This is a genomic window from Paucibacter sp. Y2R2-4 (assembly GCF_025717535.1).
Lineage (GTDB): Bacteria > Pseudomonadota > Gammaproteobacteria > Burkholderiales > Burkholderiaceae_C > Paucibacter_A.
On sequence record NZ_JAJIRO010000001.1, the window covers coordinates 988,498 to 1,002,838 of the forward strand.

Consider the following 14,341-nt stretch of genomic DNA (forward strand, 5'->3'; position numbering starts at 1 on the left):
CACGCAGAACCATGACAGACCCCGGCCTCACAAACCCGCACCCGCCCTTGATCGATTGCGCCATCCGGCTGCTGCGCGAGACCGACCTAGCCGCCTACAAAAAGCTGCGCGACGGCATGTTGGCCGGCCATCCCGAGGCCTTTACCTCGGACGCAGCCAGCGAACTCAGCCGCGACGCTGAAAGCTATCGCGGCCGTTTGAGCGGGGGCGGCGGCGGAGCCAATTTGTTCACCTTGGTGGCCTGGCAAGGCAGCGATGCGCGCCAAGCCGAAATGGTCGGCGCCATCAGCTGCGAGCACGAAGCCCGAGTCAAGGTGCGGCATGTGGCGCATATCGTCGGCATGATGGTCAGCGACCGCCTGCAAGGCCAGGGCGTTGGACGGCAGCTGTTGGAGCGCGCCTTGAAAATGCTGCGCGGCGAGCCAGTCTTGGAATTGGTCACCTTGAGCGTGACCGCCAGCAATACCGCTGCGGTGCGCCTGTATGAACGCTGCGGCTTTCGGCGTTATGGGCGTCTTGAAGGGGCCATCAAACTGCCCGATGGGCGCTTGGTCGACAAAGACTTGATGTGCTTACGCCTGCGCTAGTGCCTTCGCTATTGCCCTCGCCATTGCCTGCGCTAACCCACTATTCCTCCGTCATGCGCCCTCCCAAAAAAGCCAGCCCCAGCAAAGACGAAACCGCCCTCTTGCCGCCCTTCCCTTGCTTGAGTCTGGCGCAGATTGTGGTGCCCGAGACTCCGGCTCAGTTTGAGCGTGCCGCGGCCGAGATCGCGGCGGCCGGCGTGGTTGGCTTCGACACCGAGTCCAAGCCCACCTTCTTGAAGGACGAGAAAAGCCAAGGCCCGCACATCATGCAGTTCGCACTGCAGGACAAGGCCTATATCTTTCAGCTGCATCACCGATTCAGCCATGAGGTGCTGGTCGACTTGCTGCAAGCCGAATCCTTGCTCAAGGTCGGTTTCGGGCTGGAGTCGGACCATGCGCAAGTTCAGAGCCGACTCGGCGTTCAGATCGCCGCGGTGCTCGACTTGGATCGCATCTTTCGGCAAGAAGGCTATCCCAACTCCACCGGCGCTCGCGCGGCTGTCGGCATCGTCTTTCAGCAGAAGTTCCATAAGTCCAAGAAGATCACCACCTCCAACTGGGCCGAAGCTCGCTTGAATGAGCGCCAGTTGCTGTATGCGGCGAATGATGCTTATGTGGCGCTGCGCGTGCTGGAGGGCTTGAATCGCCCACTCTCGGACTTGCCCATCGCTGGATTGACCCGTACGCAGACTCAAGCAGGCCCATCGGCACCCACGACTCTTTGAGATTGAAGCCGCACGGCGTGCCACTTCTTGGCGCATCTCCGGCAGACAAGCCCCCATGATGAACAAGACCAATTCCTTGAACGAAATTGCCGCAAGCTTGGCCGGTTATGACCTGCAAGCGCTGCGCGTGGAACTGGCGCAAGACTTCATCCATCAACTGCTGCCGCAGCCCACCGACCGTGAGACGCTGCCCTTGCGCGCAGCACTCGGCCGCGTCTTGGCTGCCGACATCGTCTCGCCGGTGCAGGTGCCGGCGCATGACAACTCGGCCATGGATGGCTATGCACTGCGCGCCAGCGATCTGAATACGCAGGGAGAAACCCGGCTGCGCGTGGTCGGCACCAGCCTGGCCGGCGCCGGAGCGGCGAGCCCTGTGGGAGTGGGCGAATGCCAAAGAATCATGACCGGCGCCTTGATGCCGGCCGGCCTGGACACGGTGGTGCCGCATGAGTTCACCCGAATGGAGGACGGCTGGGTCCTCATTCCGCCGGGGCTTTTGCGCGCTGGCGACAACCGGCGCCTGGCCGGCGAAGACCTGGCCCTGGGCAGCGTGGCCCTGGCCGCCGGGCGACGTTTGACGCCCTCCGATCTGGGCCTGCTGGCTTCGCTGGGCTTGGGGCAGATGCAGGTGTGGCGCAGAACGCGAGTGGCCATCATGTCCACCGGCGACGAGTTGCGCGCCGTCGGCACAGAAGCTCAAGCGCAGCCCTTGCCGGAAGGCTGCCTCTACGACAGCAACCGCCACACGCTCTGGGCCATGTTGGAGCGGCTGGGCATGATCGAGGTGATCGACCTCGGCCTGGTGCCGGACCAGCCCGAAGCCTTGCGACTCGCCTTCGAGCGCGGGGCGCGCGAGGCTGACGCCATCATCAGCTCCGGCGGCGTCAGCGTGGGCGAGGCCGACTACACCAAGCGTGTCATGGCCGAGTTGGGTGAAGTGCTGTTCTGGAAGATCGCGATGCGCCCCGGCCGCCCGATGGCGATTGGCAAGATTCGTAGCGGCGAACGAGAGGCGCTGCTCTTCGGCCTGCCCGGCAATCCGGTCGCGGTGATGGTGACCTTCTACGCTTTTGTGCGCGAGGCCCTCTTGCGCCTGAGCGGAGCAAGACCTGAGCCGCTCCCCATGCTGCGCGCCGCCAGCGTCAAGCCCTTGCGCAAGAAAGCCGGTCGCACCGAATACCAGCGCGGCGTGCTCAGCCGCAAGTCTGATGGCGGCTGGCAGGTCGAGATCACCGGCAATCAGGGCTCGGGCATCTTGTCCAGCATGAGCCAAGCCAATGGCTTGGTGGTGCTGGGGCATGAGCAAGGGGATGTGGCCAGCGGCGAGGAAGTTGATGTGCTGCCCTTTGAAGGCCTCATCTAAACCTCGGCTAGACCTGCAACAACAAGTTCAGGCGGCGGGTGCTGTATAACCCTCGCCTTCAATTCAAGGAGATGCCATGGGCGCGCAGTGGAAAGCTAAACACAAAGATCTGGCGGCGAACGCCCGCGGACGCATCTTTGGCAAGTTGTCAAAAGACCTGATGGTGGCGGCCCGCAATGGCGCCGACCCCGATATGAACCCGCGCTTGCGTCTGGTGGTGGAGCAGGCCAAAAAGGTCTCGATGCCACGCGACACGATTGAGCGCGCCATCAAGAAAGGCGCCGGCCTGCTGGGCGACCCGGTGCATTTTGAGCGCGTCACCTACGAGGGCTTTGCGCCGCACCGGGTGCCCTTGATCGTGGAATGCCTGACCGACAACGTCAACCGCACCGTGTCTGAGATTCGCGTGCTGTTCCGCAAGGGCCAATTGGGCGCCGCCGGCTCGGTGGCCTGGGACTTTGACCATCTGGGCATGATCGAAGCCTCGCCGGTGAATGCCGAGTCAGACGCCGAGTTGGCTGCCATCGAAGCCGGTGCACAGGACTTTGAAGCCGCCGAGGACGGCGCCAGCTTGTTCCTGACCGACCCCGCCGATCTGGACCTGGTTTGCCGCGCCCTGCCTAACTTCGGATTCACCGTGCTCTCGGCCAAGATTGGCTACAAGAGCAAAACCCCGGTCAGCCTGGGCGAGGCGGAAATGGCCGAGGTAGAGGCCTTTCTGGATGCCATCGACGGCCAAGACGATGTGCAAAACGTCTATGTGGGCTTGGCCGGCTAAGGCGCAGTTTCAGCGGCGCTATTGATGCTATTGATGCGCGGCGCTTCGGGTTCGCTGTCAAAGCGATCGAAGCCGCTGTAGCAAATGAAATGCCGGCCCTTGGCCCGGCCGATCAGGGTCAGGCCCAGCTGCGTGGCCAAGGCATGGCCCATCTGGGTGATGCCGTTGCGAGACACGATGATGGGCACGCCCATCTGGGCCGACTTCATCACCATCTCGCTGGTCAAACGGCCGGTGGTGTAGAAGCATTGATGACTAGCGCCCACGCAGGCCAGCTCATCCGCATTCATCCACATCCAGCCGGCAATGCTGTCAATGGCGTTGTGGCGGCCGACATCTTCCATATGCACCAGCATCTGCTCGCCGCTGAACAGGGCGCAGCCGTGCACCGAACCGGCCTTCTTGTAGACGCTGTCGATCTTGCGCACCGTCTCGAGCATGGCGTAGAGCGCCGACTGGCTCAGTCGTGAGTCTGCCGCTGAGGGCAGCCTCAGCTCGGCCACATCGGCCATCATGGCCCCGAACACCGTGCCCTGGCCGCAGCCAGTGGTGACGATGCGCTGCGCCGTCTTGGCCTCGATCTGCGCGATGCCGGCTCGGGTGCGCACCGCCGCCGCGCCCACCTCCCAGTCCACGGTGATGGACTCCACCTCGCTGGCGCTTTCCACCAGGCGCTGATTGCGCAAATAACCCAGCACCAGCAACTCTGGCGCCAGGCCCAAGGTCATCAAAGTGACCAGCTCGCGCTTGTCCACGAAGACGGTCAAAGGCCGCTCGGCCGGAATGCTCATGCTGCGGCGCTGGCCAAATTCATCCAGCACCATCACCTCTTGAGTCAGCGGCGCCAGGCATTGGGTCAGACGGGGCAACAGCGTTGAATTGAGCGACATCAATGCGCCTCAGTCGCCATGCGACAAGGCTTCGCCCCGCTGCAGCTTTTGCAAATCATCCACGGTATTGGCATTGGCAAAGGCCTGCGCATCGTCAAAGTGCACCCGCACACAGCGATGTAGACCGGCCCAAGCCATGATCTTGCTTTGCCCGCTTTGGGTGAAGCGCACCAGGCTTTCCAGCAAGCTCGCCTTCATCAAGCAAAACACCGGCTGCGCCTGGCGCCGGGTCTCTCCATCGATCTCGGCCAGGGTTTCGACCAGCGCAATCTCAGCCTGCTCAGCCTCCAACGCCGCCGCCAAGCGAGCCACCATGTCTTCAGGGAACAGCGGCGAATCACAAGGCACGGTCACCAGATAAGGCGTTTCGCAATGCTCCAAGCCCGCCATGAAGCCGGCCAAGGGGCCAGCGAAATCGGGCAGGCTATCGGGCCAAACCGGCGCGCCAAAGGACTCATAGGCGCTCAGATTGCGATTGGCATTGATGAGGCAGGCGCCGACTTGCGGCGAAAGCCGCATCAGGGCATGCAGGGCCAAGGCCACTCCTTGGTAATTTTGCAAACCTTTGTCGACCCCGCCCATGCGGCTGCCGCGGCCACCGGCCAAAACCAAGCCGGTGATGTCTTGAGGAGAAATCATGCGCAGCGCCCTGACATCAAAACCGTGAAAGCCATCAAGGATTGGCGTTAGGGAAGAACAACTGCTCGCCGCCAATTTTGTAGGCCGCAATTTGCGCCTGACCGTCGGGCGACACCACCCAGTCCGCGAAGGCTTGCGCCAAAGCGGTCTTGGTGTGCGGATGCTTGGCCGGGTTGACCACGATCACGCCGTATTGATTGAACAAGCGCTTGTCGCCCTCGACCAGCACCGTCAACTGGGCACGGTTCTTGAACGACAACCAAGTGCCGCGGTCGCTCAGGGTGTAGGCCTCGCTGCTGGCGGCCATATTCAGGGCCGGGCCCATACCGCAGCCACAGGCGCGGTAGTCCAGCTTGGAGCTGCCTTTGACGGCAGGATCGTCAACACCGGCCTGTTTCCAAAAACGCAGCTCCGCCGCATGGGTACCGCTCTTGTCGCCGCGAGAAATGAAGACCGTGGCGCTGTCTTGCAGCTTCTTCAAGCCCGCGACCACATCGCGCCCTTTGACCTTGGCGGGGTCAGTGCTAGGCCCGATCAGCACAAAGTCATTGAACATCACCGGGCGACGCTGCAAGCCGAAGCCCTCGGCCACAAATTTCTCTTCGGCCGCTTGGTCATGAACGAAGACCACGTCCGCATCACCACGACGACCCACGTCCAGAGCTTGGCCCGTGCCTAAGGCCACCACACGCACATCGATACCGCTGGCACGCTTGAAGGCCGGCAGCAGGTGCGCAAACAAGCCGGACTGCTCGGTGCTGGTGGTGGAGGCCATCACGATGCTGCGATCCTGCGCCCAGGCGGAGATGCTCAGCGCGGCCCCCAAGCCCAAGGCGAACAAGGCGCGGGCGAAGTGGCGACGCGGGCCTGCAAAGCTGCGATTCAAGTCATGTCCCATTTCAACTCTCCCTTGAGAAACAGTTCGGTGCGCGGGTCCAGATCGTGCGTATTGAAAAATTCTTCGCACGGCAAATCGACGCGAATCTTGCCACGGTCCAGATAGATGACGCGGCTGGCCAAACGCTTGGCCTGGCCGAGATTGTGGGTGCTCATCACCAAGGTCATGCCTTCGGCTTTGAAACTGGCGAGCATGGATTCAATCTCGGTCTTGGCCGAGGGATCGAGGTTGGCCGTGGGCTCGTCCAAGAACAGTATTCGGGGCTGCCTGGCCCAAGCCCGCGCCAGGGCCAGGCGTTGCTGCTGCCCACCCGACAGCGCACGAGCCGGGCGGTCGCGCAGCCCTGCCAGACCGGCGCGCAGCAAAGCCTGTTCGGCCCGCGCCCGGCGCTCCTGTCGAGGAACTCCCGCCAGCCACAGGGCGATCAAGAGATTGCGCCACACCGACAGGCGCAGCATGAAGGGCCGCTGAAACACCATCACTTGGGCTGCGAGCGCCTCAGGCGCGACCTCGCGCCGCCCCGACAGTTTCACCAATCCGTGCAAGGCGCTCAAGAGACTGGTCTTGCCCGAGCCATTGGCGCCGATCAAGGCAATGAACTCGCCGGCATGAACTTGCAATGACACCTCACTCAAGGCCTGCACATCGCCAAAACGCAGGCCCACTTGTTCGAGGCGCAGCAAGACCTTTTCGCCCAGTGCAGCGCTCATGCCTGGCACCTCCCCTGCATCCCTTGGCGGCGCTGCAGCGTCTTCACGCCAGCGATCAGCGCATTCACCACCGCAACCATGCCCAGCAAGACCAGGCCCAAGGCCAAGGCCAGCGGCAAATCGCCCTTGCTGGTCTCCAGCGCGATGGTGGTCGTGATCACGCGGGTGAGCCCGTCGATATTGCCGCCCACAATCATCACCGCCCCCACCTCGGAGATGGCACGGCCAAAAGCGGTGAGCAAAATCGTCAGCACCGCCCAGCGCTCGTGCATCAACATCAAGCAAGCGGCGGTGAAGCGACTCGCTCCCATGGAGCGCAGCTGATCGCCGCCTTCGCGCAGGCCGTCGCCGACCAATTGCTGCGACAAGGCCGCAATCACCGGCAAGACCAAAAGGGTCTGCGCAAAAATCATGGCCTTGGGCGTGAACAGAATGCCCCAGCTGCCCAGAGGCCCGCTGCGAGACAAAAGCAAATAGACGACCAAGCCCACCACCACCGAAGGCAGGGCCAGCAAGGTGGACATCAGACCTTGCAGCAAGCGCCGACCCGGGAAGCTAGCCACGGCCAGCCAAGCACCAAAAGCCAAACCCAGCGCCGCAGCCAAGAGACTGGCGATGCCGCTGACGTAAAGGGACAGGCCAGCCGTATGCAAAAGCACCGGGTCCGCGCTCAGCACCAATTCCCAAGCCTTGCTCAGGCTTTCTGCAAACGCACTCAAGCCCGACTCACCCGCGCAAAACCCAATCGGTGGGCAGATTGAGCAAAAGGTTCTGAGGCTTGAGCCTCAAGCTGCCGTCGGGGCGCATTGCCAAGCCCAGATAAATCGGCTTGTCGGAGCGCGCCGGTGCATGCAGGCGGAACAAGCTGAGCAAACGCCCCAAACGCTCACTGTCGACCGCCTTGCCCTCATACAAATCATTCAGGAGACTCATGGACTCCGCATCCAAGCCGATGTGCCAGCGCCAAGCAGAGTCGTCCACCTGAGGCAAAGGCTCGATGGTCAAGACCTCCTTGTCCGGCCCCTGCAGGAAATGGCCCAGCCACTGAGTCAACACCTGGCTCAAGGCTTTCAGGCCCGAGTGGCTGCGGATCAGTTTGAAACTCAAGCCATGAGCCAACTCTTTGTTCAGCTCATGGGTCAGATCCAGCGCATACAAGGCCGACTCACCCTGACGCCAAAAATCAGAGGCATTCTCAGGGCTCAAGACGTCGAGCAGTCCCGCCGCTGAATGGGCAAATTGCTGGCGACTGTCCAGGGCCTCCAAATCAGCGCACAAGGCACGGCCTTCGCTCAGGCTCACTCGCTGCTCGCGATAGAGCAGCTGCGCCGCACGAACCTGAAAGGCATCCTCGGAGTCTCGCTGCAGGTAGCCGAGCACCGTGGCCACCAGGGCATCGAGAAACAGCGGTGGCACCTGGATGCGTGCGCTGCGCAAGACCGTCAGGTAGTAGCCTTCCAAGCTCCCAGCAGCCAGCAAAGCCTCGCGAAAAGCCAGAAACATCTCGAAGTTGGCGCGGGCATCCTCGTCCTCTATCGCAGCAAGCTCGGCCGATCCAACTGGCGCCAAAGCCTCTTTAGACAGCACCTTGTGCAACGCAATCTCTGCAGCACAGGATTCCGGAACCAAGGCCAATTCGGGGCGGCGAAAAATGAGCGCGAAGAATGCCGCATCCGGCCGCAACCAGCCCTGCGGGCTCAGCGACCAGGCCGAGCTCGCACCCAAATGCCAGAACACATGCAGGGGATTGGCGGGGAGTGCATCAGCCTCGAACGAGGCCATGGATTCAGCAGGCAAGGAGACAGGGCGATTCAATCCGTGTCACTTCTTGGGCTGCTGAGCGGGCGAGGCTGGGGGCGCCGACGCGGTGGCCACTTTGGCCGCACTTGGCGAAGTGGCCGCAGGTGCAACTGTTCCACCGGCTACCGCGCTGGCCGCCGGCTCCGGCGGGACAAAAGGTCCAGGGTCGGTGCAAGCCGGCGTCTCCACCACCGGTTGCAGTTCTTTGCCTGCGGCCTTGGCGCTCTTGCGATAGCCCTCGGCCGTGCGATTCATGGCCTGGCACAGCTGATAGGCCGAGACCTTGTCGGTCCAGGCAGTTTTAGCGGCCGTCACAGCGGCCTTGGCCTTGGCCTCATCGCTGGGCGCAGGCAACTTGGCCAATGCAGCCGTTGAGACCACCAAGCCGAGCAAGCCCGAGATCAGGCTCAGGCCGGAGAAATGAATGGGACGCAGCAGACGCATGATGTCTTTCCTTTTGGAGTGCAGCGGTTCAGTGCTGGGCGGCAGGCTTGGTCGCCGCAGCAGTGCCGGCAGACGCGCCCGTCGAGCGCTGGGCCGGAATCTTGCCGGCCTTGATGTCGTCATACCAAAGCTCATGGTGCTCGCGCGCCCAGCCTTCATCGACCATGCCGGTCTTCATGCCGCGGTAAGCATCCTTCATGCCTATGGTGCCCATATAGATGTGGCCAATGAACAGCACCATCATCAAAATGGTCGCCACCGCATGAATCATGTGGGCGATTTGCATATCGCCGCGCAGATAGGCCAGACCCGGCAGCAGCTGATCCAGCACCAGGCCGGACGCCACCACCACAAAGCCGAGCAAGAAAACCCCGGCCCAGAACACCACTTTCTCGCCGGCATTGAATCGTTCAGACGGCACCTCATGCCCGCCAAACAAACCACCGCCCTTGAGCAGCCAAGTCAGGTCATGCCGGTTCGGCAGGTTGTCTCGCGCAAAGGTAAAGAACACCACCAGCAAGGAGACCGCGAACAGTGGGCCGGCGAAGTTATGCGCCGTCTTCAGCGCATAAGTCAACCAGCCAAACAGGGTGCCGCCCAAGACCGGCTGCATCAAGAACTTGCCGAACGCCATTACCAAGCCCGAAATAGCCAGCACGCTGAAGGCGATGGCATTGCACCAATGCGCGGCGCGCTCGAAATAGGTAAAGCGCTCAATCAAGCGGCCAGTGTAAGGCTCATGACCGCCCAGCGTTCCCTTGGAAAAGTAGAACAAGGCCAAGGCCAAGACGGTGATGACAATCAAAGAGCCGCCATAAGGAATGATCCATTGATTGCGCACCTGCCGCCAGGCTTCGCCCGCTGTCGTGAAGCGCGAGCCGGGATACTGGACCATGGGCTGGATCAAGACGCCTTTTTCAGCGCCGGGCAAATTCGTCACGCCATGCTGAACGCCCGACTCGTGCACAGACCGCCAAAATGGTGCGTTATTGCCCGGTTGCGTCTTGGCACGTTGCGCATTGCTTTCGTCCGGCTGAGGAGCGGAGGGTGCCACAAAGCCGACGGGCGCGGCGCTTTGCTGAGCCGACGCCGCAGGCTCCGGCGCTGCTTGCGCACAGGCCAAACTGACACTCAAGCCAGCGAGCAGGGAAACAATGAAACTTCGCATGGTGGCTCCCCGAGGACTCAACGCGAATAGTCGTTTTGCGCTTGATTGCGATGGCGGATCTGGGCCTCCCAGGCGGCCTTGTCCCCTGCCTTCCAACCTGGCGCGACAAAGGCCGGATTGGCGGCCTCGCTGACGCTCCACACGGTGGTGTCGCCGCCCTGTTTGCCATCCAGCTTCTGGCTGCGTTCACCGCAGCCCTGCAAGGCCAACAAGGCGCCAAGGCAGAGCAAGCCCACGCGTGCGCCGCTCATGACTTCACCTCGCTGGCAGCAGCGGCCTTCGGCGTTTGAGCGCCATCGCTGGGCTTGCCATAGGCCGTGCCCCAGCCCCAGACTTCGCTGCCTTTGCCGCGCACCAAAACGCGGTTGCGGAAGATGTCGGCCACCACATCACCGTCACCACCCAGCAAGGCCTTGGTCGAGCACATCTCGGCACAGGCCGGCAACTTGCCCTCAGACAGGCGATTTCGCCCGTATTTCTCGTACTCGGCCTGGCTGCCATTGGCTTCGGGCCCGCCGGCGCAGAAGGTGCACTTGTCCATCTTGCCGCGCAGGCCGAAGGTGCCATTACTGGGGAACTGCGGCGCGCCAAAGGGGCAGGCATAAGAGCAGTAGCCGCAGCCAATGCAGATGTCTTTGTCATGCAAGACCACACCCTCGTCGGTGCGGTAAAAGCAGTTGACCGGGCAGACCGCCATGCAAGGCGCATCCGAGCAATGCATGCAGGCGACCGAGATGCTCTTCTCGCCGGCCACACCGTCATTCAAGGTGACGACGCGACGGCGGTTCACACCCCAGGGCACATCGTGCTCGGCCTTGCAGGCTGTGACGCAGCCGTTGCACTCGATGCAACGCTCGGCGTCGCAGATGAATTTCATTCTTGCCATGTCAGCACTCCAATCAAGCCGTGGCGCGGGTGACTTGGCACACCGTCGTCTTGGTTTCTTGCATCATCGTCACGCTGTCATACCCATAGGTCGTGGCGGTGTTGACCGCTTCACCGCGCACCACCGGTGCCGCGCCTTCAGGGTAATAGGCCAACATGTCCGCGCCTTGCCAGCGACCGGAGAAGTGGAAAGGCAGCCAGACCGTGCCGCGATCGACCCGCTCGGTCACCATGGCCTTGACGGTGATCTTGGCGCCGGTCGGCGTGGTCACCCACACGTCTTCGCCATTGCGGATGCCGCGGTCATTGGCAGTGGCGGGGTTGATCTCCACAAACATCTCTTGCTGCAATTCGGCCAGCCAAGGGTTGGAGCGAGTCTCCTCGCCGCCGCCCTCGTACTCGACCAAGCGGCCCGAGCTCATGATCAGCGGGAAGGTCTTGCCGATGTCAGCATTCTTCTCCTGCACGCTCTTGTAGAGCGTGGGCAGGCGCCAGAAGGCCTTTTTGTCGTCATGCGTCGGGTACTTGGCGACCAGATCTGGGCGGGTCGAGTAAAGAGCTTCACGATGCTGCGGGATCGGGTCGGGGAAATTCCAGACCACGGCACGCGCCTTGGCGTTGCCAAAGGGATGGCAGCCATGGCTCATTGCCACGCGTTGGATGCCGCCCGACAGGTCGGTCTTCCAATTCTTGCCCTCGGCCAGCTTTTGCTCGGCCTCAGTCAAGTCATTCCACCAGCCCAGTTTCTTGAGCAGCAGATGGTCAAACTCCGGGTAGCCGGTGGTGATCTCGGCGCCCTTGGAGTGAGAACCGTCTTCGGCCAGCAAGCTGACCCCTTCCCGCTCAACACCAAAGTTAGCTCGGAAATTACCGCCACCTTCCATCACATGTTTGGAGGTGTCATACAGATTCGGCGAACCGGGGTGTTTGAGCTCGGGCGTACCGTAGCAAGGCCATGGCAGGCCGAAGTAGTCGCCATCGAGCTTGTAGCCGGTTTCCTTGTCGATGCCGCCCTTGGCCTTGAGCGTCTTCACATCGAAGACATTCATATTGCGCATATGCGCTTTCAAACGCTCTGGGCTTTGGCCGGTGTAGCCAATGGTCCACAAGGCCTTGTTGATTTCGCGCAGGATGGACTCGGTCTCGGGCTCCATCATGCCGCCCTTGCCCGGCACCATCTTGTAGGTCTTGACCAGCTCTTTGTCGAAGCCCAGCTTTTGCGCCAACTGGAACATGATCATGTGGTCGGTGCGCGATTCCCACAGCGGCTCGATCACCTTCTCGCGCCACTGAATCGAGCGGTTCGAGGCGGTGCAAGAACCGCTGGTCTCGAACTGCGTACAGGCCGGCAAAAGGTAAACCGCGCGGTTCGGATTCTTATCTTCGTCTTTGCCGGGCATGGCCGCCATCGCGGCCGTGGCTGAAGGATAAGGGTCGACCACCACCAACAGGTCCAGCTTGTCCATGGCCTTCTTCATCTCCAGACCCCGGGTCTGAGAGTTCGGCGCATGACCCCAGAAGAACAAGCCGCGCAGATTGCTTTCTTGGTCGATCAGTTCGTTCTTCTCCAGCACGCCGTCGATCCAGCGCGACACGGTCATGCCGGGCTTGGTCAGCATGCCGGGGGCGTACTGCTTTTTGATCCACTCGAAGTCCACATCCCAGATCTTGGCAAAGTGCTTCCATGCGCCTTCCGCCAGGCCGTAATAGCCAGGCAGTGAATCGGGGTTGGGGCCGACGTCGGTTGCGCCCTGCACATTGTCGTGACCACGGAAGATATTGGTGCCGCCGCCGCTCACCCCCACATTGCCCAGCGCCAGCTGCAAGATGCAAGAGGCCCGCACCACCGCATTGCCGGTGGTGTGCTGGGTCTGACCCATGCACCAGACGATGGTGCTGGGGCGGTTATCGGCCAGGGTCTTGGCCACCTTGTAGCAGGTCGCCTCATCAACACCGCAGGCCTCCTCGACCTTGTCCGGCGTCCACTTGGCCATGATCTCGTCGCGCACCTTGTCCATGCCGTAGACGCGGTCGTGGATGTACTTTTTGTCTTCCCAGCCGTTCTTGAAGATGTGATAGATCAAGCCGAAGACGAAGGGGATGTCGGAGCCCGAACGGATGCGCACATAGTCGTCCGCCTTGGCCGCCGTGCGGGTGAAGCGCGGGTCCACCACAATCATCTTGCAGCCGGTTTCCTTGGCATGCAGCATGTGCAGCATGGAGACCGGGTGCGCCTCGGCGGCATTCGAGCCGATGTACATCGCAGCGCGGGCATTGCGCATATCGTTGTACGAGTTGGTCATGGCTCCGTAGCCCCAGGTATTGGCCACACCGGCCACCGTGGTGGAGTGGCAAATCCGGGCCTGGTGGTCGCAGTTATTGCTGCCCCACAGACTCACCCATTTGCGCAGCAAATAGGCCTGCTCATTGTTGTGCTTGCTGGAACCGACCACAAAGACCGAATCGGGGCCGCTTTGCTTTTTCAGCTCCAGCATCTTGGCGCTGATCTCGTTCAGCGCTTCATCCCAGCTGATTTTTTGATACTTGCCGCCCACCAGCTTCATCGGAGTGCGCAGGCGATGCTCACCGTGGCCATGCTCGCGCAAGGCCGCGCCCTTGGCACAGTGCGCGCCGAGGTTGATTGGCGAATCAAACACCGGCTCTTGGCGAACCCAAACACCGTTCTCCACCACCGCATCCACCGCGCAACCGACCGAGCAGTGGCCGCAAATGGTGCGCTTGACTTCGACCTTTTTGCCACCGGCCGCGGCTGGGGCTGCATCAGCGGCATGCGCCTTCTTCTGCACCAGACTCAGCTGCGAGGCTGCCAAGCCCGCGCCCAAGCCCAAACCCGAGCGGCGCAGGAACAAACGGCGGTCCATGGTGGGGATGGCGCGGCGGCTTTGACTGTCGAGGCCGCGCACCAAGCTATTGACCATGCCAGACTGGCTGGCGCTGGCAGACCCAGAGTTTTTGCGAGTGAGCAACATATCGTCTCCTGCTGGCCGGTCTCAACAAAGCCCGGCACGAATTCTTTGACTTGACTGCGCGGCGCGCGCCGCACTCGCCGACTTACGAGCGCGCGGTCTCGTAATAGCGCAAGACATGCGGGCTGAGCTGATAGCCACCGCTGGCCTCAGCGGGCGCAGCCTTGCTGACCGCCACCACCTCTTCAACCGGCGCGCCCGGCAAGACCTTGACTGCGACGGCCGCAGCGCCTGCCGCTCCGAGGCCCAAGAGCCAGCCGCGCCGCGCCCCAGGTTCAGCTGTCGCCTTTTCACTCAGACCCTCGCTGGCTTTGGCCTGGGATTCAGTCAATTGCTTTTTGCTCATGGTCATCAGCTCCGAAAAACGCCTGCCGTTCGAATATATCCCCGCTGAGCCGCCTTTGCATTGTGGCCAGACCCGCAGTTCGCACCGAGCGCAATCCCCAGTTTGTCAGCCTGCAGCAAGC

The 14,341-nt window shown here is 62.1% G+C and carries 16 protein-coding genes; 4 read left to right on the forward strand and 12 right to left on the reverse strand.

What is annotated here, in order from left to right; translation table 11 throughout:
- Positions 1-11 precede the first annotated feature (11 nt).
- From LNV06_RS04320 to LNV06_RS04335, 4 genes are all read left to right on the forward strand, one after another.
- On the forward strand, positions 12-587 hold the full coding sequence (locus tag LNV06_RS04320) for a GNAT family N-acetyltransferase (RefSeq protein WP_263536991.1): 576 nt from the start codon (positions 12-14) through the stop codon (positions 585-587).
- A 53-nt stretch (positions 588-640) separates the two neighbouring features.
- On the forward strand, positions 641-1,312 hold the full coding sequence (locus LNV06_RS04325; protein WP_263536992.1) for a 3'-5' exonuclease: 672 nt from the start codon (positions 641-643) through the stop codon (positions 1,310-1,312).
- A 58-nt stretch (positions 1,313-1,370) separates the two neighbouring features.
- Positions 1,371-2,675 (forward strand): molybdopterin molybdotransferase MoeA, encoded by a 1,305-nt coding sequence (moeA, locus tag LNV06_RS04330; protein WP_263536993.1) that lies wholly within the window; start codon positions 1,371-1,373, stop codon positions 2,673-2,675.
- 76 nt (positions 2,676-2,751) lie between these two features.
- Positions 2,752-3,453 (forward strand): YebC/PmpR family DNA-binding transcriptional regulator, encoded by a 702-nt coding sequence (locus tag LNV06_RS04335; RefSeq protein ID WP_263536994.1) that lies wholly within the window; start codon positions 2,752-2,754, stop codon positions 3,451-3,453.
- Here LNV06_RS04335 and LNV06_RS04340 read toward each other — a convergent pair.
- The 12 genes from LNV06_RS04340 to LNV06_RS04395 all read right to left on the reverse strand — a co-directional run bounded on the left by LNV06_RS04340 (position 3,450) and on the right by LNV06_RS04395 (position 14,220).
- Complete coding sequence (locus LNV06_RS04340) at positions 3,450-4,343, reverse strand: formate dehydrogenase accessory sulfurtransferase FdhD (protein WP_263536995.1); 894 nt, start codon at positions 4,341-4,343, stop codon at positions 3,450-3,452. The genes LNV06_RS04335 and LNV06_RS04340 overlap by 4 nt on opposite strands.
- A 9-nt stretch (positions 4,344-4,352) precedes the next feature.
- Positions 4,353-4,982, reverse strand: a complete 630-nt coding sequence (gene mobA, locus LNV06_RS04345) for a molybdenum cofactor guanylyltransferase MobA (protein ID WP_263536996.1) — start codon at positions 4,980-4,982, stop codon at positions 4,353-4,355.
- 34 nt (positions 4,983-5,016) lie between these two features.
- Positions 5,017-5,880, reverse strand: a complete 864-nt coding sequence (locus LNV06_RS04350) for an ABC transporter substrate-binding protein (protein WP_263536997.1) — start codon at positions 5,878-5,880, stop codon at positions 5,017-5,019.
- A complete protein-coding gene (locus LNV06_RS04355; protein ID WP_263536998.1) occupies positions 5,865-6,590 on the reverse strand; it encodes an ATP-binding cassette domain-containing protein in 726 nt (241 codons plus the stop codon). Before LNV06_RS04355 ends, LNV06_RS04350 begins: the two co-directional genes overlap by 16 nt.
- Positions 6,587-7,309 (reverse strand): ABC transporter permease, encoded by a 723-nt coding sequence (locus LNV06_RS04360; protein ID WP_263536999.1) that lies wholly within the window; start codon positions 7,307-7,309, stop codon positions 6,587-6,589. Before LNV06_RS04360 ends, LNV06_RS04355 begins: the two co-directional genes overlap by 4 nt.
- Before the next feature lie 7 nt (positions 7,310-7,316).
- On the reverse strand, positions 7,317-8,405 hold the full coding sequence (locus LNV06_RS04365) for a DUF6352 family protein (RefSeq protein ID WP_263537000.1): 1,089 nt from the start codon (positions 8,403-8,405) through the stop codon (positions 7,317-7,319).
- Positions 8,406-8,411: 6 nt separating this feature from the next.
- Positions 8,412-8,834: a hypothetical protein gene (locus LNV06_RS04370; RefSeq protein WP_263537001.1), complete on the reverse strand. Its 423-nt coding sequence runs from the start codon at positions 8,832-8,834 to the stop codon at positions 8,412-8,414.
- Positions 8,835-8,862: 28 nt separating this feature from the next.
- Positions 8,863-10,002: a formate dehydrogenase subunit gamma gene (locus LNV06_RS04375; RefSeq protein ID WP_263537002.1), complete on the reverse strand. Its 1,140-nt coding sequence runs from the start codon at positions 10,000-10,002 to the stop codon at positions 8,863-8,865.
- Between the two features lie 17 nt (positions 10,003-10,019).
- Positions 10,020-10,253, reverse strand: a complete 234-nt coding sequence (locus LNV06_RS04380) for a hypothetical protein (RefSeq protein ID WP_263537003.1) — start codon at positions 10,251-10,253, stop codon at positions 10,020-10,022.
- The gene (gene fdh3B / locus LNV06_RS04385; RefSeq protein WP_263537004.1) at positions 10,250-10,888 is read right to left on the reverse strand and encodes a formate dehydrogenase FDH3 subunit beta; all 639 of its coding nucleotides are present in this window, start codon (positions 10,886-10,888) and stop codon (positions 10,250-10,252) included. Before fdh3B ends, LNV06_RS04380 begins: the two co-directional genes overlap by 4 nt.
- Before the next feature lie 13 nt (positions 10,889-10,901).
- On the reverse strand, positions 10,902-13,877 hold the full coding sequence (locus LNV06_RS04390) for a formate dehydrogenase subunit alpha (RefSeq protein ID WP_263537005.1): 2,976 nt from the start codon (positions 13,875-13,877) through the stop codon (positions 10,902-10,904).
- 82 nt (positions 13,878-13,959) lie between these two features.
- A complete protein-coding gene (locus LNV06_RS04395; RefSeq protein WP_263537006.1) occupies positions 13,960-14,220 on the reverse strand; it encodes a formate dehydrogenase in 261 nt (86 codons plus the stop codon).
- Between the last annotated feature and the right edge of the window lie 121 nt (positions 14,221-14,341).